Origin of the sequence: Streptomyces sp. RG80, from assembly GCF_040446465.1 — a bacterium.
In the GTDB taxonomy this organism is placed as follows: domain Bacteria; phylum Actinomycetota; class Actinomycetes; order Streptomycetales; family Streptomycetaceae; genus Streptomyces.
In genome coordinates, this window is sequence record NZ_JBEAAJ010000009.1 from 458,969 (window position 1) to 477,924 (window position 18,956).

The 18,956-nt window shown below is 71.0% G+C and carries 19 protein-coding genes; 8 read left to right on the top strand and 11 right to left on the bottom strand.

Going from position 1 to position 18,956, the window contains the following annotated elements; translation table 11 throughout:
- Nucleotides 1-11 precede the first annotated feature (11 nt).
- Nucleotides 12-1,433, bottom strand: coding sequence for a GH39 family glycosyl hydrolase (locus ABKA17_RS31835; RefSeq protein ID WP_353695756.1), 1,422 nt, complete (start codon nucleotides 1,431-1,433; stop codon nucleotides 12-14).
- A gap of 159 nt (nucleotides 1,434-1,592) precedes the next feature.
- Between ABKA17_RS31835 and ABKA17_RS31840 the strand changes: the two genes are divergently transcribed.
- Both ABKA17_RS31840 and ABKA17_RS31845 read left to right on the top strand, forming a co-directional pair.
- Nucleotides 1,593-2,687: a DUF5925 domain-containing protein gene (locus ABKA17_RS31840; RefSeq protein ID WP_353695757.1), complete on the top strand. Its 1,095-nt coding sequence runs from the start codon at nucleotides 1,593-1,595 to the stop codon at nucleotides 2,685-2,687.
- Nucleotides 2,688-2,740: 53 nt separating this feature from the next.
- The gene (locus ABKA17_RS31845; RefSeq protein ID WP_353695758.1) at nucleotides 2,741-3,466 is read left to right on the top strand and encodes a DUF72 domain-containing protein; all 726 of its coding nucleotides are present in this window, start codon (nucleotides 2,741-2,743) and stop codon (nucleotides 3,464-3,466) included.
- Between the two features lie 28 nt (nucleotides 3,467-3,494).
- Here ABKA17_RS31845 and ABKA17_RS31850 read toward each other — a convergent pair whose 3' ends face one another.
- Nucleotides 3,495-3,866, bottom strand: coding sequence for a GntR family transcriptional regulator (locus ABKA17_RS31850; protein ID WP_353695759.1), 372 nt, complete (start codon nucleotides 3,864-3,866; stop codon nucleotides 3,495-3,497).
- Between the two features lie 72 nt (nucleotides 3,867-3,938).
- Between ABKA17_RS31850 and ABKA17_RS31855 the strand changes: the two genes are divergently transcribed.
- Nucleotides 3,939-4,868: a GNAT family N-acetyltransferase gene (locus tag ABKA17_RS31855; RefSeq protein ID WP_353695760.1), complete on the top strand. Its 930-nt coding sequence runs from the start codon at nucleotides 3,939-3,941 to the stop codon at nucleotides 4,866-4,868.
- Nucleotides 4,849-5,352 (top strand): ribonuclease FAU-1 family protein, encoded by a 504-nt coding sequence (locus tag ABKA17_RS31860; protein ID WP_353695761.1) that lies wholly within the window; start codon nucleotides 4,849-4,851, stop codon nucleotides 5,350-5,352. The genes ABKA17_RS31855 and ABKA17_RS31860 overlap by 20 nt, the downstream gene beginning before the upstream one ends.
- A gap of 29 nt (nucleotides 5,353-5,381) precedes the next feature.
- On the opposite strand, the gene ABKA17_RS31865 is transcribed toward ABKA17_RS31860, so the two are convergent.
- Nucleotides 5,382-5,996 carry a class I SAM-dependent methyltransferase gene (locus ABKA17_RS31865; RefSeq protein WP_353695762.1) on the bottom strand — a complete coding sequence of 205 codons (615 nt, stop codon included), beginning with the start codon at nucleotides 5,994-5,996 and terminating at the stop codon, nucleotides 5,382-5,384.
- 173 nt (nucleotides 5,997-6,169) lie between these two features.
- Between ABKA17_RS31865 and ABKA17_RS31870 the strand changes: the two genes are divergently transcribed.
- A complete protein-coding gene (locus ABKA17_RS31870) occupies nucleotides 6,170-6,304 on the top strand; it encodes a hypothetical protein (RefSeq protein ID WP_353695763.1) in 135 nt (44 codons plus the stop codon).
- A gap of 28 nt (nucleotides 6,305-6,332) precedes the next feature.
- Here ABKA17_RS31870 and ABKA17_RS31875 read toward each other — a convergent pair whose 3' ends face one another.
- A complete protein-coding gene (locus ABKA17_RS31875) occupies nucleotides 6,333-6,782 on the bottom strand; it encodes a GNAT family N-acetyltransferase (RefSeq protein ID WP_353695764.1) in 450 nt (149 codons plus the stop codon).
- Between the two features lie 157 nt (nucleotides 6,783-6,939).
- On the opposite strand from ABKA17_RS31875, the gene ABKA17_RS31880 reads away from it, so the two are divergent.
- Nucleotides 6,940-7,941, top strand: coding sequence for a lytic polysaccharide monooxygenase auxiliary activity family 9 protein (locus ABKA17_RS31880; protein WP_353695765.1), 1,002 nt, complete (start codon nucleotides 6,940-6,942; stop codon nucleotides 7,939-7,941).
- A gap of 59 nt (nucleotides 7,942-8,000) precedes the next feature.
- On the opposite strand, the gene ABKA17_RS31885 is transcribed toward ABKA17_RS31880, so the two are convergent.
- The gene (locus ABKA17_RS31885) at nucleotides 8,001-8,873 is read right to left on the bottom strand and encodes an esterase/lipase family protein (protein ID WP_353695766.1); all 873 of its coding nucleotides are present in this window, start codon (nucleotides 8,871-8,873) and stop codon (nucleotides 8,001-8,003) included.
- A gap of 183 nt (nucleotides 8,874-9,056) precedes the next feature.
- Nucleotides 9,057-9,503, bottom strand: a complete 447-nt coding sequence (locus tag ABKA17_RS31890; protein ID WP_353695767.1) for a MarR family winged helix-turn-helix transcriptional regulator — start codon at nucleotides 9,501-9,503, stop codon at nucleotides 9,057-9,059.
- 126 nt (nucleotides 9,504-9,629) lie between these two features.
- Between ABKA17_RS31890 and ABKA17_RS31895 the strand changes: the two genes are divergently transcribed.
- Nucleotides 9,630-10,004 (top strand): cupin domain-containing protein, encoded by a 375-nt coding sequence (locus tag ABKA17_RS31895; protein WP_353695768.1) that lies wholly within the window; start codon nucleotides 9,630-9,632, stop codon nucleotides 10,002-10,004.
- Here ABKA17_RS31895 and ABKA17_RS31900 read toward each other — a convergent pair.
- The 3 genes from ABKA17_RS31900 to ABKA17_RS31910 are packed head-to-tail and all read right to left on the bottom strand — an operon-like array spanning nucleotide 9,982 to nucleotide 15,482.
- The gene (locus ABKA17_RS31900) at nucleotides 9,982-11,028 is read right to left on the bottom strand and encodes a DUF7639 domain-containing protein (protein ID WP_353695769.1); all 1,047 of its coding nucleotides are present in this window, start codon (nucleotides 11,026-11,028) and stop codon (nucleotides 9,982-9,984) included. The genes ABKA17_RS31895 and ABKA17_RS31900 overlap by 23 nt on opposite strands.
- A 51-nt stretch (nucleotides 11,029-11,079) precedes the next feature.
- On the bottom strand, nucleotides 11,080-12,048 hold the full coding sequence (locus ABKA17_RS31905) for a DNA polymerase Y family protein (protein WP_353695770.1): 969 nt from the start codon (nucleotides 12,046-12,048) through the stop codon (nucleotides 11,080-11,082).
- A complete protein-coding gene (locus ABKA17_RS31910; RefSeq protein ID WP_353695771.1) occupies nucleotides 12,045-15,482 on the bottom strand; it encodes a DNA polymerase III subunit alpha in 3,438 nt (1,145 codons plus the stop codon). Before ABKA17_RS31910 ends, ABKA17_RS31905 begins: the two co-directional genes overlap by 4 nt.
- A 134-nt stretch (nucleotides 15,483-15,616) precedes the next feature.
- Between ABKA17_RS31910 and ABKA17_RS31915 the strand changes: the two genes are divergently transcribed.
- Nucleotides 15,617-16,663 (top strand): ABC-2 transporter permease, encoded by a 1,047-nt coding sequence (locus tag ABKA17_RS31915; protein ID WP_353695772.1) that lies wholly within the window; start codon nucleotides 15,617-15,619, stop codon nucleotides 16,661-16,663.
- Between the two features lie 103 nt (nucleotides 16,664-16,766).
- Here ABKA17_RS31915 and ABKA17_RS31920 read toward each other — a convergent pair whose 3' ends face one another.
- Together ABKA17_RS31920 and ABKA17_RS31925 are read right to left on the bottom strand one after the other, a co-directional pair.
- Nucleotides 16,767-17,849 carry a S1 family peptidase gene (locus ABKA17_RS31920; protein ID WP_353695773.1) on the bottom strand — a complete coding sequence of 361 codons (1,083 nt, stop codon included), beginning with the start codon at nucleotides 17,847-17,849 and terminating at the stop codon, nucleotides 16,767-16,769.
- 233 nt (nucleotides 17,850-18,082) lie between these two features.
- The gene (locus ABKA17_RS31925; RefSeq protein WP_353695774.1) at nucleotides 18,083-18,955 is read right to left on the bottom strand and encodes a slipin family protein; all 873 of its coding nucleotides are present in this window, start codon (nucleotides 18,953-18,955) and stop codon (nucleotides 18,083-18,085) included.
- Nucleotide 18,956: the final 1 nt, after the last annotated feature.

Here is an 18,956-nt window from a genome sequence, read left to right on the forward strand (position 1 = left end):
GGTCAAGCGGCTCAGCGGCTGAGCCACTTGACCTCGTAGGCCGCCATGTCGAACGTCTGACCATCCACCTTCGCGCTGATCTGCCGGTCGAGGGTGTTGACCACCAGGACCATCTTGTCGGTGGCGAGGACCCACACATTGGGCACGTCGTCGGCGGCGACGGACACCGTCCTGTACGCGGTGCCCGGCGCGAACGCCTTGCTGAACCGGCTCACCAGGTCGAACATCGGCAGCTCCTGCCCGCCGTCCTTCCCGCTGGTCGGCGTCCAGAGGCAGCCCGGGCAGGCGGTGCCCTTCTCGTTCTCCGGGTTCCAGTAGAAGGCGGAGGTGGTGCCGCCCTTGGCGAGGGCGATCATCCCGGCGGCCTGCACGGCGACCCGGCGGCTCTCGGACCAGCCCTCGCGTTCGTCCCTGCTGTCGGCGGGTTCGACGTAGTACTCGGCCCACCACAGCGGCAGGTCGCCGGTCTGCTCGCGCACCCATCGGCTGACCGCGGTGAACTTCTCGGTCGCCGCGAACTCGTTCGGCAGGAGTTCGTCGTCGTTGGTGTAGCTGGAGCCGTCCACGACCACGAAGTCGGCGCCGGCCTTGTTCTTGTTCCAGTAGTCGAAGGCGTCGAGGATCCGCTGGTCCATCGCGCCCCAGGGGCCCTTGAAGGTGGCGGAGGCGTCCGAGGAGCGCGGGTCGAGACTGTCCATCACGAGATACGGTCCGCCGACCATGATCTCGGGGTTGACCTTCTTCAGCGCCTTGTAGACGAGGTTGTAGAGCCGTGTGTAGCCCTCGTAGTCCCAGCGGGCCTCGGCGTCGTTCCAGAAGCCCTTGAACTCGTTCCAGACGATGAAGTGCCGGACGTCCGGGTAGCGTTTGGCGACCGTCGCGGCGAGCGCGGCGTAGTCCTTGAAGTGCGCGGGCTCCGGCGCGGTCTCCAGCGAGGCCTGACTCCAGTCGGTGTTGCCGACGCCGGCCTCGCCGCCCTTCATCCAGTCCGGGGCGCAGCACAGGGTCACGACCGGCGTGGAGCCGGAGGCGCGGACGAAGTCGATCCGGCGGTCCAGGTCCTCGAAGTCGTAACGCCCCTTGACCGGCTCCGGGTTGTCGGCCCCCCAGCCCATGATGTGCTGGTTCTGCGGCAGTCCGCCGACGTCCGCGAGGCGTCCCTCGACCCGCTCGACGGCGGCCGCGCCGCCCTCGTCGGCGCTGAACTGCGTGTGTGTGAAACCCCAGCCCACCTCCGGGGTCTCCGCGTCCGGTGTGCTGGTGGGGGTGCCGTGCACCTTGTCGCCGTCGCGTGAGGTGCCGTCGGTGCTCGCGCCGTTCCCAGGAAGCGTGTTGAGGAGGGTCACGACCAGTGCCAGAGCGGCCGCGCCCACACCGAGCAGTGCGGTGAGCCGCCACCGCCGTGCCCCCGAATTCCACCCATGACGTCCCATCGAGGACAACAGTAATCGCGGGATCGACTGCTGCGGCAGGGGTTTGATATGTACAGCCTTGTAACAGGACGGAGGCTCTGTAAACGGTCTCATCCGACACACGGGACGCACTACGGAAACCGGATGCATGTGACGCGCCCGTGCCGGATCATGGCGGGCATGTCTGCGAACCCACACGACGCTCTGCCGATCCGGCTCAACGTCGACGACAGCGACTCCCCGTCCGACGTCGTCGACGCGCTGTTCCTCGGCCGCTTCGCGACGGGCGAGCAGCCGTACGCGCACGCGGCGAACATCGACCGCGTACGGTCCGGTGCGACCCTGCTCCCGGACAGCGCCCGCGTCCTGCGGATCGCCCGCGACGACGACCGCAGCGCCACCCTGGCGGAGGGCGACGGCTGGACCCTGCTGGTCTCCCGCTGGAACCGCGGCGCGGACGTCACGGTCACCGCGACCAGCGCCGAGCTGGCGCAGAAGGTCCTCGACCAGGCCACGGAGGGCGCCACCGACGAGCCCGAGCCGCAGCCGGAGAACGTGACCATGGGGTTCTGGTACTACTCCCCGCGCCGCGGCCCGCACCGCACCACCCGGCAGATCGCGGCGGGCACCTGGGACGAGGTGCGGGACAACTACACCGCGCCGGTGGCCGAGGCGATGACCGGTCTGATGCGGACGACCCCCGAGAACATCGCGGGCCGGCTCCTGCTGCTGCACGGCCCGCCGGGCACCGGCAAGACCTCGGCGCTGCGCACGCTGGCCCGTTCCTGGCGGGACTGGTGCCAGGTGGACTGTGTCCTGGACCCCGAGCGGCTCTTCTCCGACGTCGGGTATCTGATGGACATCGCCATCGGCGAGGACGACTCCACGGGCAAGGGCCGCTGGCGGCTGCTGCTCCTGGAGGACTGCGACGAGCTGATCCGCGGCGAGGCCAAGCACACGGCAGGCCAGGCGCTCTCCCGGCTGCTGAACCTCACCGACGGTCTGCTCGGCCAGGGACGCAACGTCCTGGTCGGTGTGACGACCAACGAGGATCTGGAGCGTCTCCACCCGGCCGTCGTCCGTCCCGGCCGCTGTCTGGCCCGTATCGAGGTGGGTCGGCTGACCCGTCGGGAGGCCGTGGACTGGCTGGGCTCGGAGGAGGGCGTGGGCCGCGAGGGGGCCACCCTGGCGGAGCTGTACGCGCTGCGCCGGGGCACGTCCCCGACGGCGGTGCCGGAGCCGCGCGAGGGGGCGGACGCGGGTCTGTATCTCTAGCCGGTGCGTTGATCGAGCCGGTGCCGTGATGGAGCCGGTGCTTTGATGGATGTATGACCCGGTTCGTCGGCACGTCCGGATGGCAGTACAAGGACTGGCGGGGCGTGCTCTATCCGGCCGGCTGTCCGATGCGGCTCTGGCTGGAGGAGTACGCGACGCGCTTCCCGACGGTCGAGATCAACAACGCCTTCTACCGGTTGCCGTCGCGGGAGAACTTCGCGGCCTGGCGGGAGCGGGTCCCGGGGGACTTCGTGGTCGCGGTCAAGGCGAGCCGCTATCTGACCCACATCAAGCGGCTGAAGGAACCCCGGGAGCCGGTCGGCCGGCTGCTGGCGCACGCGGAGGGCCTGGGCCCGCGGCTGGGTCCGGTCCTCCTCCAGCTCCCGCCCACCCTGAAGGCCGACGCGGAACTGCTGGACGCGTGTCTGTCCTGCTTCCCGTCCGGCGTGCGGGTCGCGGTCGAGCCACGGCACGAGTCGTGGTGGACGCCTCGGGTGCGCGAGGTGCTGGAGTCCCGCGGCGCCGCCCTGTGCTGGGCGGACGTCCGCGCCCGCCCGGTGACCCCGCTGTGGCGCACGACCGACTGGGGCTACGTCCGGTTCCACGAGGGGCGGGCACGGGAGTGGCCGCGGTACGGCGGGCGGTCGCTTCAGACCTGGGCGGGCCGGATCGCGGACACCTGGTCCGTGGACGAGGACGTGTACGCGTACTTCAACAACGACCCGAACGGGGCGGCCGTGCGGGACGCGACGGCGTTCACGGAGCTCCTCGGCGGCTGATTCTCCCTACGGCGGTTCCGGACCCCGCTCAGCCCGTCCCGTAGACCGCCCGCACCGCGTCGCGCACGGCGGCCAGTGCCGCGTCCTCGGCCACTCCCAACCGCTGGGCCCGCTCCACATAGGCCTGCGCCGCCGAGGCCAACTCCCGCTCCGCCGCCGCGCCCGCCGCGGCGACGAACGTGCCGTTGCGGCCCCGCGTCTCGATCACCCCGTCGGTCTCCAGCGCCCGGTAGGCCTTCGCCACCGTGTTCGGCGCGAGGCCCAGCGACTCGGCCAGCCCGCGCACGGTCGGCAGCCGGTAACCGACCGGCAGCACCCCCGTCCGCGCCTGCTCGGAGATCTGCGCCCGCACCTGCTCGTACGACGGTGCGCTGTCGTCGATGTCGATCTTCAAGGTCACGGGCCGATTGTCCCGCACACCTCGGAAAATTGAGAGGCGACCGCACCTGTCTCCCCCGTAGCGTCCGATCACATGACAGTGACCGTGCGTGCCCTGTGCCCCGAGGTCCGGAGCGACTTCGAGGCCTTCGTCCGCGTCCGCGACGCCGCCCTGCCCTTCGTGATGTACACCCCGGACTCGCTCGCCTACGACGTCGCCCAGATGCACCCCGACGCCCATTACCGCCCGCTCCTCGCGGAGCGCGACGGCGAGGTGATCGGCACGGCCCAGGTCGGCCTCGTGCACGACAGCCCGGAGCCGGGACAGGGCTACGTCAACGTGTACGTGCACCCGGAGCACGTCCGCCACGGCGCCGGCACGCTGCTGGTGCGCACCGCCGAGGAGTACCTCGCCGGGCTCGGCGCGACGAAGCTGTTCGCCTGGGCCCTGGACGAGCCGGGCAACCGCGCATTCGCCGAGCGCCGCGGTTACCGGGCGAGCCGCTCCGCGCACTTCTTCCGGCTGGACCTCGTGAACGGCACCCTGCCCCCGCTCCGGACGCCGCCGCCCGGTGTCGAGCTGCGTACGGGCGCCGATTTCGCGGACGATCCCCGCCCGCTGTTCGAGCTGGACTCGGCGACGCTGGCCGACGAACCGAGCGATGTCGACTACGAGTTCACGGACTACGAGGCCTGGCTCAAGGAGACCTGGCGGCAGCCGCTGATGAGCCCCGAGCTCACCACGGTCGCCGTGGTCGACGGCCGGCCCGCCGCCTTCAGCCTGGCCCGCACCGACGGCGGCACCCGCTACGGCACCGCCATGACCGGCACGGCCCGCGCCCACCGCGGCAGGGGCCTGGCCAAGCTCGCCAAGAACGACTCCCTGCACCGCGCCCGCGCCGCCGGGTTCCGGGAGGCGTTCACCGGCAACGACACCGGGAACGGCCCGATGATCGCGATCAACAAGTGGTTCGGGTACGAGATCTGCGCGACGGAGGTTCGGTATGTCCGTGAACTCGGCTGAGACGGCAGAGCGGTTGGACGTGGTGCTGGTCAAGGCGGGCCGGACGAAGATCCGTTACCCGGCCGAGCTGATCGGCGACGACGGCAACCACGTCACCGTCCGCGCCGCCTGGGCCGGCGAGGGCGTCCGCGACTTCGGCTTCGTCCGCTTCGAGCCCGGGGACGTCTTCACGGAGCACTACTGGCGGGACCGCTGGTACGCGGTGAAGGAGGTCCGCGCCGCCGACGGCACCCTGAAGGGCTGGTACTGCGACATCACCCGGCCCTCCGTGCGCTCCGCTGGCGAACTCGTCGTGGAGGATCTCGACCTGGACCTGTGGCGCTCCGCGGACGGGACGGACGTACTGCGCCTGGACGAGGACGAGTTCGCCGAGAGCGGTCTGGCGGAGTCGGATCCCGAGGCGGCGACCGCCGCCGTCACCGCGCTCGACGAGCTGGAGGCGCTCGCCTCCGTCGAGGGCGGTCTGGAGTCGCTGCTCGCCTAGACGTGGCCGGGACATGGCCTGGCCATGACCTAGACGGTCGCCACCATCGCGTACCGCTCGTCGTCCACCGCCCTCCCCCACAGCGCCGCGTCGCCGGACAGTGGCTCCACCCGCACCTGTCCGGCGAGCGGCTCCAGGAGGGCGGCGAGGCGCTCGGCGGGTATGCCGACGGGGCTGACCGTGCCCCAGACCCCCTCCACCAGTACCAGCCGCCCACCGGGCCTGAGCAGCTCCCGCCAGTGCCGCAGGGCGCGGCCGGGGTCGGGGAGCGCCCACAGCACATGCCGTACGAGGACGACGTCGAAGCGCTGCTCCCCCACCGGCGGCGTCGCCGCGTCACCGACGAGGAACGCCGCGTCACGGCCGGCGAGCTTGGCGCGGGCGAGGTCCACCATCGCGGGCGAGGCGTCCACTCCGGTGACCCGGTGTCCCTGCTCGGACGCGAGGAGCGACAGGCTGCCGGTGCCGCAGCCCAGGTCGAGGATGTCGCAGGCCCGGCCGGGCAGCCAGGAGCGCAGCCGGTCGGCCCAGGCGGCGCGCACCCGGGGGTCGCGCAGGCCGTGATCCGGCTCGTCGTCGAAAGAGGCGGCCTCCGCATCCCAATCCAGGTCCGCGTCGGCGTCGAATTCCCTGTGTTTCGCCATGGTCCACAGCGTGACATCCGGCACTGACAATCAGACGGCGCTGGAAGAGCGCTCGAAAGCCAGTCGAAATCGTGATGGTCACCACTGACAGATCCGCTCCGATGAGTAACTCTCCCCAAAAGGGTCTACCTCCGCGAGAACGCGGAACTCGGTAGGCACTGAAGGAGGCAGCCATGCGCCGCGTAACCGTGCAGAAGCCCCTGAAGAAGTCCGACGCCCGCCGGATCCGCGAGGAGGCCGACGAGCGCCCCGCCGGGCGCCAGGAGGTGCGAAAGGACATCGCGCGCACCTGGTGGCCGGACGGCTGATGCCGGTCGGACCGGCGCATGAGAGACGTCAGTCCAGTCGCTTGCGGTAGTGGACGCGGTCGTAGGGCCCGTCCACTCGCCGTTCCACGACCTCGTAGCCGTACTTCGGGTAGATCTTCTGGTTCTCCCACATCAGCGCGTTCGTGTAGAGCCTGACCTCGGGCAGGCTGAGCGCACGCGCGTGTGCGTCCACGAAGTGCAGCAGCCGTCGCCCCACGCCCGTGCCCTGGGCGTCGGGGTGGACGGCGATGTTGTCGACGTACAGATGGTCGACGCGCTCCTCGACGACCACCAGACCGCGCACGGGCCTCCCCGTGACGAACACCTGCCCCGCCGCCACATTCGCCGCGTGGTCCCGCTCCATGGGCTGCGGCACCTTCCCGATGCGCTCGATGTAGTGGCGGTACGCCGCGTCGGTCACACTCTTGACGGCCGCCACGTCGGCGGCGCCGGCGGTCCTGATCTCCTCGTCGTCCATGCCGCGACGGTACCTACCTGATCCCAGCCTGAGCACTTCCTTAAAGGCACCATAAGGATCTCCATCAGCTGCTCCCAGCAGGCGATTTCCCGGTTTCTTGGGGCTAGCTTTCTGATCGTCCCCACGGGCCCCAAGAACCTCTGCGAGGAGCTTTTCCATGCCTGCACGTCGTAAGGCCGCCGTCGTCGCCGCCCTCGGCCTGACCCCGCTGGCCCTCACCGCGCTGGGCGCCGCGCCCGCGTCGGCGCACGGCACGATGGGCGATCCGGTCAGCCGGGTCGCGCAGTGCTACGCGGAGGGCCCCGAGAGCCCGAAGTCCGAGGCGTGCAGGGCGGCGGTCGCGGCCGGCGGTACGCAGGCGCTCTACGACTGGAACGGCATCCGGATCGGTGACGCGAACGGGCGGCACCAGTCGCTGATCCCGGACGGCGAGCTGTGCAGCGCGGGCAACGACGAGTTCAAGGGCCTGGACCTGGCCCGCGCGGACTGGCCGACGACCAGCGTGAGCAGCGGGTCGTACACCTTCAAGTACCGCGTGACCGCCCCGCACAAGGGCACCTTCAAGGTATACGTGACCAAGGCGGGTTACGACCCGGCGCAGCCGCTGGCCTGGGACGACCTGGACCTGGACCACCCGGTGGCGACGGCCACCGACCCGGTCGCGACGGGCGGCTACTACACGTTCTCCGGCACGCTCCCGGAGCGTTCGGGCGCGCAGTTGCTGTACGGGATCTGGCAGCGCTCGGACAGCCCGGAGGCGTTCTACTCCTGCTCCGACGTCACCTTCGGCGGCAGCGGTGGGAGCGGTGGCGGTTCGGCGGGCGGCTCGGCCCCGGCCCCGGCGCCGAGCGCCTCCGCGCCTTCCGAGGAGCAGATCGAGGAGGGCGAGGAGAAGTCGACGGTCGAGCACCACGGCCACGGCGACCAGGACGCCGACACCTCGGCGGAGCCGGCCGGCACGGAACCGGAGACGACCGCCGCCGCTCCCGTGAACGACGTGAAGGCGGCCGGTGCCACGCAGGACCTCGCCGAGACCGGTGGCGACAGCGACACGGCGTACCTCGCCATGGGCGGTGCGGCCGTTCTCGCGACGGGGGCGGCGATCCTCTTCGCGTCGGTCCGCCGACGCGCGGTGGGCGGTGGGCGGCACAGCCACTAGGACCGCCACGGGGGGCGGGGGCTGTCCGGCGGCTCAGGCCGGGCAGCCCCGTTCGTGCGTCAGCCGAGCACCGACGCGCAGGTGGTCGGGGTGGCGTGCGCGGGGTCGAGCGCGTTGGTCACCTCGTGGAAGGCGATCAGGTCGAACAGTCCGATCGCCGCGTGCTCGGAGAGGTCGAGCGGGCACAGGTCCTGGACGACGACATTGCGGACGCCGGCTCCGGTGAGGAACTGGCTCCGGTACGGCGTGACCACCTCGTCGTACTTGGTGGCGAGGACCGTGTACTTGACGCCGGGAACGGTGTCGCCGCCCTCGTTGAGCTTGGCGAGGAAGGCGGATCCGGCGACCTGGTCGGCGAGCGCCGGGGTGTTCTGCGAGAGCAGGTCACCGGCGCCCGGGAAGTAGGCGAGCAGCTGGGTGAGGCCGTTGAGCGTGGTGCCGTGGTTGCTGGGCGCGATGCCGACGAGGGCGTTCACCTTCGCGGCTCCGCCGAGGAACCGGAGGTAGTAGCGGGGCATCATGCCGCCCTGCGAGTGGCCGACGAGGTCGGTCTCGGCGGCGCCGGTCGAGCCGAGCACCTTGTCGACGAAGGCGGACAGCTGCTCCGCCGACTTCTCGATGGGGCCGAGTCCGTAGAAGACGGGGACGCCGGGGAGTTGGCCGTAGTCGAAGGAGTAGACGCAGTAACCGCGGTTCTTCAGGTACGGCGCGAGACCGAGCCAGTTGTCGACGGAGTTGGCGAACGTGCCGTGCACGAGGACGACGGGGTGGGGGTGGGCGGCGGACGGCTTGCACGAGAAGTCGTTCCAGCCGCTGCTCGAAGCGGCGGAGGCGTCGGCGGCGTGAGCGGTGGTGGCGGCGGGGACGACGGCGACCGTGGCGGTCAGCAGCAGCGCGGCCAGGGGTCTGAGCACTCGTTTCCAGGGCAGCATCGTGTGATCTCCTTGCGGCTCAAGGGAGTTGCGACGGCGTTACGCCCTGTGATCCGGATCACGAGGATGCTGTTCACTCGTCAAGTTACGAACGAGTAGTGCACTTGTGAAGTTACGCGTCAGTAAAAACTTCCAGTGCTAACCGGGGACGAGTGCGACTCAAGCGCATTCACTGATGAACCATCACCAGGCGGGCCTGATGGGACCATAGGGTGCGATGCGCGCCAATCGATCACGCAACGCCCGCACTTCACCCTCACCGATCAGCCCGACCCACGCCTGAACCGCCTCCGCGGCCGCCTCCTCCGCGGCACGGGTACAGGCCCACCCCCGCTCGGTCAGCACCACGAGCCGGGCCCGCGCGTCATCGGGATGCGGCCGGCGCTCGACGTACCCCTTGCGCACCAGCTCGTCGACGAGCTGACTGGCGGCCTGCTTGGTCACCCCGAGATGGGCGGCGAGCTCGGTGGCCGTGGCCCCGGCCGGGGCGAGCCGGGCGAACGCGAACCCGTGCATGGGCCGCACCTCGAGAAACCCGCGCGCGACGACACCGTCGTTGATGCGCTGGGTCAGGTCCCCCGCGGCGGCGAGCAGGACGGCGGACAGGGCGAGGGCTTCGGAGTTCTGCACGGATGCATTGAAACACCCTTGACGAATTGGTCAAGCTGCTTGACCATAGAGGCATATAGTCAAGCCGCTTGACCACTTCCGCTTGACCCACTTCGACTTGACCACTTACCGATACGGAGGCCGCCCATGCCAGTCATCCACGCGTCCGAAGCCGTCACACACGAGATCCACGGCGCCCGCTTCGTCTCGTACGCCACTCCCCTCAGCGGCAGCAAGGAGCTGTGCGCGTGGCGAGGCGAGATCCCGGCGGGCACCAAGGCCCCTGCCCACACGGTGAACCGTGAGGAGATCTTCCATCTCCTCGACGGGGAACTCCTGATCACCCTGGACGATCAGGCGCACCGGATCACGGCCGGCGACACCGTGATCATCAACCCCGGTGCGACCTTCAGCGTCGAGAACCCGACCGACCGGACGGCGATCTCCTGGGTGACCACGTCCATCGGCCTGGAGGCGACCCTGGCCGACGGCACGGTCATCACCCCGCCGTGGGCCAACTGAGCTCGGAGCGGACCAACTCCAGCAGCCGGCCGACCCAGTTGCGGCCGCCGCGGGAGCCGGCGTCCCGCCAGTAGGGGGACTCCTCGTGGCCGGCGTAGCTGATCATGGCACCGCCGGTGGCGAGGAGGATCTCGGCGAGGTCGGGGTGCTGGGTGAACTTGGCGCGCAGCAGCCCGGCCATGACGGCGAGGCGCACGTCGGGCCAGTCGTCGCCCTGGTAGGTCTCGGCCAGGGCGAGGTAGCCGTCGTGCACGGAGGGATGAACGCGGCCGGCGAAGCGGATCTCGGCCGGGTAGTTGTTGCGCAGCATGAAGAGGCCGGGCTTCTCGGGCCAGCCGCGGGGGTAGACGGTGCCGGGCAGGACGACGGGCGCTGGGACGGCCCCGGTCGGGTCGTCCGCGTACACCGGTTCCGGCCGCTGTGTGACTCCGCGGTCGAACTCCGCGAGGTACTCCAGAACGCTCCGGTGCATCTCCTCGGTCACCACCGGGCCGTTTCCGTCGACGGCCTCGCCCACGTCGGTGAGCAGGATCCGCAGCGGGCGGTCCTGGCGGTCCATGTCGCCCAGGGCGTAGATGCGACGGTGCGCCGGAATCGCCAGGTACGCCTCCCGAAGCGCTTCCCGGCTGAGCTCTGTCGGCTGCTGCCGGTACCGCCGGATGGCCTCGCGGCAGCGCTGCACGGTCGTGGGACGCCCGTTCAACTCCTCGATGCGATCGGCGACTTCGAGGAGGAAGCTCTCCGGTGTGCGCGGCTCGGAGGAGCGGCTGAGCCAATCGGACGACTGCTCGGGAAGCGGCGGGTCCTCCGGATTCCGCACCGCGATGACCCCCTTGGCCAGCCGGCGCTCCAGCCCGGCCAGGTCGGTCAGCTCGGATCGCTCCCACTCGATCGCGCCGTCCGCGTACACGACGAGGTCGTGCACATGCGTGGCGATCAGCGGGTCCTGACGCCACACATGGCACCAGACCCCGTCGACCCGCTCCCCGTCCACCATCCGATACGTCGGACCCCGCCATTCCATGCGGGCACCCTACGTCACACCCCGGCGCCGACCGATGCCCCTTCCTCCTGCTCACGCCGCCAGCGCCCCCGGCATCACCGCGTGCGGCCCGAACTTCGCTCGCGCGCGGTCCGCGACCTCCTCGATCCGGCGGAGCTTGTCGTCGGCGGGGTCGAAGGTGAGCTGGTGGGAGGCCTGTTCGGCGGGGCCGAGGGCCTCGGCGCGCAGGGTCGTCGCGCGGACCCTGGCCCGCTGGAGGCCGAGGGTCTCGTACATCTCGTAGGCCGTCCTGGTCAGCGCCGCCGAGTGGGCGGTGGGTTCCTTCAGGGTGCGGGTGCGGGTGGTCGAGGAGCGGTCGGCGTAGCGGACGGTGAGGGTGAGGGCGCCGCAGACCTTGTCGAGGGCGCGCAGTCGGGCGCCGAGTTCGTCGGCGGCGGAGAGCAGGGCGCGGCGGTGCCGGTCGGGGTCCAACTCGTCGCGGGTGAAGGGGCGTTCGGCGGCCAGCGACCTCGACACGGCGTTCGGGACGACCCGGCCGCGGTCGACGCCGTTCGCCTTCTCGTGCAGTTCTCGGCCGACCCGCGCGCCCACCAGGCGCTGGAGTGTGGACAGGGGGGCGGCGGCGACCCGGCCGAGGGTGTCGAGGCCGTACTCGCACAGGGTGCGGGCGGTGGCCGTGCCGACGCCGGGGAGGGCGGCGACGGGCTTCTCGGCGAGGAAGTCCACGGCCGACTCCTCGGACACCGCGCGGGTCACTCCGGGCCGCGCGTCCCGCATCGCCATCCGGGCCAGCATCCGGCCCGGGCCCGCGCCGATCACACAGTCGACCCCGTACAGGGCGAGGGCGCGGACCCGGATCACCGAGGCCAGTTCGACGGCGTCGCGCCCGAAGTACCGTTCGGCGCCCCGCAGATCGGCCAGCGCGCCGTCCGGTGGCAGCGCCTCGACGACCGGCGTGAACTCCTCCAGCAACTCGAGCAGGCCCGGCAGGGCCGCCTCGCCCGTCGGCGGCAGCTGGAAACGTACGCAGAGGATGGTCATCCCGCACTCCCCGGACTCTGGTGCCACAACTTCCGTACCTGTGAAGGCTCTTGACCCGCAGGTCGCAGATCGGCCCACGGATGCAGTTCGTATCCCGTCGGCATTTGGATTCGCCGGCCGCCGGTCGGATCGCCGGCCCCTTCCTCGACGGGCTCGGCCAGCCGTGCCGACACCGCGTCGAGGCCGCTCTCGGCGCGCAGTTCGACCAGTTCGGCGAGGTTCCAGGCGGCGGCGCCCACCACGCTGAGGCTGCGCGGGCCGCGCCGCTGCACCACCCCGCGCACCAGCAGCAGCCAGGAGTGGAAGACGGTGTGGGCGCAGGCGTCGTGGGAGTCGTCGAAGAAGGCGAGGTCGACCAGGCCGGTGCCGTCGTCGAGGGTGGTGAAGATGACCCGCTTGCCGGACCGGATCGGCGGTGTCTGGGTGGCCGCCTTGGCGCCCGCGACCAGGACCGTCTCGCCGTGCCGCGTCTCCCGCAGCCGGCGCGCGTCGAACACGCCCAACTCCCGCAGGAACTCCCGGTGGTCGTCCATCAGGTTGCGCGAGGCGTCCATCGACAGCACACCCAGTTCGGCGCTGAGCCGCTCGGCGGAGGACAGGTCCGGGAGTCCGGCGGGCGCGGTCTTCCGGCCGCCCGCCAGCGGGAGTTGGCCGCCACCGGCACCCCGCGCTCCCCGGTGCAGTTCGGTCAGGTGCAGTTGCAGATCACGCCGGTTGGCGCCGAAGGAGTCCAACGCTCCCACCTGGGCCAGCCGTTGGGAGAGCGGTCGGCTCGGCCGGGCCCGCTCCCAGAAGTCCAGCAGCGAGGCGTACGGCTGTCCGTCCGCGATCCGCGCCGCCTCGGCCTCGCTGATGCCGTACACGTCGGAGAGGGCGAGCCGGAGCCCCCACACCACAGGGGATTCAGACACCAGTTCGATACGATGGGCGACCGCCGACCGGTTCACGTCCAACGGCAGGATCGGCACCCCACGCCGCCGCGCGTCCGCCAGCAGCAGCCGCTTCGGGTACATCCCGGGGTCGTGGGTGAGCAGCCCGGCGTAGAAGGCGGCCGGGTGGTGCGCCTTCAGCCACGCGGACTGGTACGTCGGTACGGCGAAGGCGACCGCGTGCGCCTTGCAGAAGCCGTAACTGCCGAAGGCCTCGACGATCTCCCAGGTCCGCTGAATCGTTTCCGCGTCATAACCGCGAGCCGCCGCGTGCTGGGCGAACCAGAACCGGATCCGCCCCTGCGACTCCGGGTCGGACAGCCCGCGCCGCACCCGGTCCGCCTCGTCGCGTCCGCAGCCGGTCATGATGTCGACGATGTCGATGATCTGCTCGTGGAAGACGACGACCCCGTACGTCCCCTTCAGCGGCTCCGCCAGATCCGGATGCGGATACCTGACGGGTGCCCGTCCGTGCCGGGCCTCGATGAACGGCCGCACCATGTCGGCGGCGACCGGCCCCGGCCGGAAGAGCGAGATGTCGACGACCAGGTCGTGGAAGGTGGCCGGCTGAAGCCGCCCGACCAGGTCCCGCTGTCCCGGCGACTCGATCTGGAAACAGCCCAACGTCTCGGTGGAACGGATGAGTTGATACGTCGCCGGATCGCCCGGCGGTACCGCGTCCAGGTCGACCCGCTCCCCCGTCGCCCGCTCCACCTCCGCGACCGCGTGCGCCATCGCCGACTGCATCCGCACACCCAGCACGTCCAGCTTGAGCAGCCCGAGGTCCTCGACGTCGTCCTTGTCGAACTGCGACATGGGGAACCCCTCGCCACTGGTCGGCATGACCGGCGTACGGGACAGGAGGGAGGCGTCGGAGAGGAGGACCCCGCAGGGGTGCATGGCGACTCCGCGCGGGAGGGCGTCGAGGGCCTCGGTGAGCTCCCACAGCTTTCCGTACCGGTCCTTCTCCCCTGCGAGCGCCCGCAGTTCGGGCAGCTCCTCCAGTGCCGCGCGGGCGTCGCGGGCGCGGATGTGCGGGAAGGACTTGGCGATGCGGTCGATGTCGGCGGGGTCCATGGACAGGGCCGCGCCCACGTCCCGGATCGCGTGCCGCACCCGGTAGGTCTCCGGCATCGCGACCGTCGCCACCCGCTCGGTGCCGAACCGGCCGATGATCGCGCGGTAGACCTCCAGCCGGCGCGCGGACTCCACGTCGATGTCGATGTCGGGCAGTACGAGCCGGCGTTTGGACAGGAAGCGTTCCATCAGCAGCCCGTGCTCGACCGGGTCGGCGTGGGCGATGCCGAGGAGGTGGTTGACGAGGGAGCCGGCGCCGGAGCCGCGGGCGGCCACCCGGATGCCCATGTCCCGTACGTCGTCCACCACTTGAGTGACCGTCAGGAAGTAGGAGGCGTAGCCGTGGTGGGCGATGATGTCCAGCTCCCGGTGCATCCGCTCCCAGTAGGCGCGCTGATCGGCGTACCCCTTGAGCACCATCCCCGCCGCCGCCCGGGAGGCGAGTGCGCGCTGGGCGGTGCGGCGGCTCGCGCCGACGAGGTGCGGTTCGGGGAAGTGGACGCTGCCGATGCCGAGGTCGTCCTCGGGGTCGACCAGGCACTCGGCGGCCGTCGCCCGGGTCTGCTCCAGCAGGCGGTGGGCGGTGTCGCGCCGGAAGCCCGCGGCCTCCACGATCCGCTCGGCCGCCGCCAGCATGGCGGACGCGTCCTTGAGCCAGGCCTCTCCGGAGTCCAGTTCCTTCGTCGGGTCGATCGGGACCAGCCGGCGGGCGGCGTCCAGGACGTCGGCGACCGGGCCCTGGCCGGGGTCGGCGTACCGGACGGCGTTGCTGAGCACGGGGCGTACGCGCTGCTCGGCGGCGAAGCCGACGGTGCGGGCGGCCAGGCGCAGGGAGCCGGGGCCGGTGCCCTCGCGGCCGTGCCAGACGGCCTCCAGTCGGAGGGCGTCGCCGTAGGTCTCGCGCCAGGGGGCGAGGAGCCGGGCCGCCCGGTCGGGGCGGCCGGCGGCGAGGGCGCGGCCGACGTCGGAGGCGGGGCCGAGCAGGACGGTCAGCCCGTCGCCCGCGTTGTCCGCCCACCGCAGCAGCGGGGTCCCCTCGCTCGTGTGGGCCGCCGTGACGAGCCGGCACAGGTCGGCCCAGCCGCGGGCGCCGTCCCGGGCGAGGAAGGTGACGCGGGGGGTCGACTCGTCGAGGAAGGCGCCTCCGCGGACGGGGGCGCGGCGCTTCTCCTGCCGTAGGGACTCGGCGGGTCGTACGGAACCGGGGGCGCGCTCCTCCACCGCGAGCTCGGTGCCGAACACCGGCCGCACCCCCGCCTTCGCGCAGGCCTTGGCGAAGCGGACCGTGCCCGCGAGGGTGTCGCGGTCGGTGAGGGCGAGGGCGTCCATGCCCCGCACGGAGGCGCGCTCGGCCAGCCGCTCCGGGTGGGAGGCGCCGTAGCGCAGGGAGAACCCGGAGACGGTGTGCAGATGCGTGAACCCTGGCATCCGCGCCTCCCGATTTCGAACGTGTGTTCCCAACTGCCTCACCCCCACCATAGACCAAAACCCGAACGTCTGTACGACAACCGTTCGGCCGCCTCCCACCTGCGGAAACGTCCACCACCTCGGACTGTGGGGACATGACACAGAACGGCACCCAGAACGGCCTTCTCGCCGAGGTCAAGGACGCGGTCACCCCCCGCGCCACGCTGCTCGTCCTCGGCGTGGTCGCCCTCCAGCTGCTGTTCATCGCCTCCTATGTGGGGGCACTGCACAGTCCCAAGCCCAGGGACGTGCCCTTCGCGGTGGTGGCGCCGCGAGCCGCGGCCGAGCAGGCGGTGGCCCGGCTGGAGAAGCTGCCCGGCTCGCCGCTGGACCCCCGGGCGCTGTCCGACGAGGCGACGGCCCGCAGGCAGATCATGAACCGGGACATCGACGGCGCGCTGATCATCGACGTGGCCGGGACGACCGACCGGCTGCTGGTCGCCAGCGGCGGCGGCACGGTTCTCGCGACCACCCTGGAGAAGTACCTGACCACCCTGGAGGCCTCCCAGCGGCGGACCGTCCGGACGGTGGACGTGGCCCCGGCCTCCGCGACGGACTTCGACGGGCTGTCGTCCTTCTATGTCGTCGTGGGCTGGTGCGTCGGCGGCTATCTGACCGCCTCGATCCTCGCGATCAGCAGCGGCGCCCGGCCCGCCAACCCGCGCCGCGCGGTGATCCGGCTGGTGGTGATGGCCCTGGTGTCGATCGTCGGCGGGCTCGGCGGCGCGGTGATCGTGGGGCCGATCCTGGACGCGCTGCCGGGCAGCGTGATGGCCTTCTGGGGGCTCGGCGCCCTGATCACCTTCGCCGTCGGGGCGGCGACCCTCGCCCTCCAGGCCCTCTTCGGGACCGTCGGTATCGGTCTGGCGATCCTGCTCGTCGTCATCGCGGGCAACCCGAGCGCGGGCGGCGCCTTCCCACTGCCGATGCTGCCGCCGTTCTGGGAGGCGATCGGCCCGGTGCTGCCACCGGGCGCGGGCACCTGGGTGGCCCGCTCGATCGCCTACTTCAAGGGCAACGACACCACCGGCGCCCTGCTGGTGCTGTCGGCCTGGGCGGCGGTCGGGATCGCGGTCACGCTCGGGGCGTCGGTGCTGCGCGCGAAGCACGAGGGCGAGCCGGTGCCGGCCGAGGCGACCTGAAGGACCTGCGGGACCCGCGGGACTGTGGGACTGCGGGACCTGCGGGGAACGAAAGGTCCCGCCCCCTCCCGAAGGGGGCGGGACCTTTCGCGATCCGTGCCGGTCAGCCGATCGACGTACCCGTCGCCGACAGCGCCTCGGTCACCGGCTGGAAGAACGTCTCCCCGCCGGAGGTGCAGTCACCGCTGCCGCCCGAGGTGAGCCCGACCGCGCTGCTGCCGGAGAACAGCGAGCCGCCGCTGTCACCGGGCTCGGCGCACACGTCGGTCTGGATCAGGCCGTTGACGATGTCGCCGTTGCCGTAGTTCACCGTGGCGTCGAGGCCGGTGACCTTCCCGGAGTGCACCTGCGTGGTGGACCCGCTGCGGGTGACGGACATGCCGACGGTGGCGTCCGCCGCCCCCGAGATGGCCTGCGAGGACCCGTTGTAGAGGTTCACCTCGCTCGGGTGGTTGACCTCGGCGGTGTACTTCACCAGCCCGTAGTCGTTGTCCGGGAAGCTGGAGACCTCGTTCGTGCCGATTTCGGTCCCGCTGGAGTCCGACCAGGTGGAGATCGACTCGGTGCAGTGCCCGGCGGTGAGGAAGTACGGCTCCCCGCCCTTGACCACGTTGAAGCCGAGGGAGCACCGCCCGCTGCCGCCGGTGATCGCGTCGCCGCCGGCCACGAAGGGCTTGAACTCCCCCTTCGTGCGCTGGAGTTCCGCCGTCGTACCGAGCCCGTCGACGACCTCGGTGAGCTTGCTCCACTCGGCGTCGGAGACGGTGCGGTCGGCGGTGACGACGACCTTGTTGGTGGTCGGGTCGGTCACCCAGGACGTACCCGGGATGGTCGCGTCGTCCTTGAGCGTCGTACGGGCGCCTCTGAGCTCGGCGAGGGAGTTCTCCACCACCTGGGCCTTGGCGCCGGCCTTCTCGACGACCGAGGCCGCGGTCTCGTCGAGGACGTTGACGACAAGTGCCTTGCTCTTCGCGTCGTAGTACGTTCCCGCCGCGTCGGCGCCGAGTTCCTTGTCGAGCGTCGAGGCGAGGTTTCCGGCCGCCAGGGCCGACAGAACCTTGAACTCGGGGCTCTTCGCGGGCTCGCTCGCGTTCGCAGTCTGGAAGGTGATGCCCGCGGCGACCAGTGCGGCGATTCCCGCACCTGCCAGGGCTGCCCGCCGCTTGGGTATGCGTCGGTGCTTCAACTCGTGTCCTCCTGTGGGGGGTCGGCCCGGTCGGTTGTGGGGACCTCGCGGGCCGGAAGGCTGGTTGACGAGCGCCTACTCTTCCGAACCCCATGGGGGGCGCACAAGGTTGAGTTCCGGACGCGCGTAGAACGCGGTTGCACGCCTCCTTGAACTTGACCGTGCACAGTCACACCAGGCAGGTTCGCAGCGCAAACACTACGAGCGAGTAACCAATGAGCAGGCCGTGAGGTCTAGTCCTGGCTTGAATTCGATCCCTCGGAGCCGGGTTCCAGTCGGGGCTGAGGTGGCGGAAGTTGCTCCTGCACCGGTTGCTGAGGAGCGACCGCCGGTCCGACCGCAGGCCCCTGCTGTGCCTTCTCCAGGAACCTCAGCAGCTCCACCGGGAAGGGCAGCACCAGCGTGGAGTTCTTCTCGGCGGCGACCGCCACCACCGTCTGGAGCAGCCGCAGTTGCAGCGCGGCCGGCTGCTCGGACATCTCCTTGGCGGCCTCGGCGAGCTTCTTGGACGCCTGGAGTTCGGCGTCGGCGTTGATGACCCGGGCCCGCCGCTCGCGGTCGGCCTCGGCCTGCCGGGCCATCGAGCGCTTCATGGTCTCGGGCAGGGAGACATCCTTGATCTCGACCCGGTCGATGGTGACGCCCCACTCCACGGCAGGGCTGTCGATCATCAGCTCCAGGCCCTGGTTGAGCTTCTCGCGGTCGGACAGCAGATCGTCCAGCTCGCTCTTGCCGATGATCGAACGCAGCGAGGTCTGCGCCATCTGCGAGACCGCGAACCGGTAGTCCTCCACCCGCACGATCGCCTCGGCCGGCGCGGTCACCTTGAAGTAGACGACGGCGTCCACCCGCACGGTGACGTTGTCCCGGGTGATGCCCTCCTGGGCCGGGACCGGCATCGTCACGATCTGCATGTTGACCTTCCGGAGCTTGTCGATGCCCGGCACGATCATCGTGAACCCCGGTCCGCGCACCTCCGACCGGAGCTTGCCCAGCCGGAAGACCACGCCCCGTTCGTACTGTTTGACGACCCGGGCCGCCGCCATCGCGTACACCGCTCCGGCGGACGCGAGGGTCACTCCCGCTGCCACCAGCTCCTCGACCATG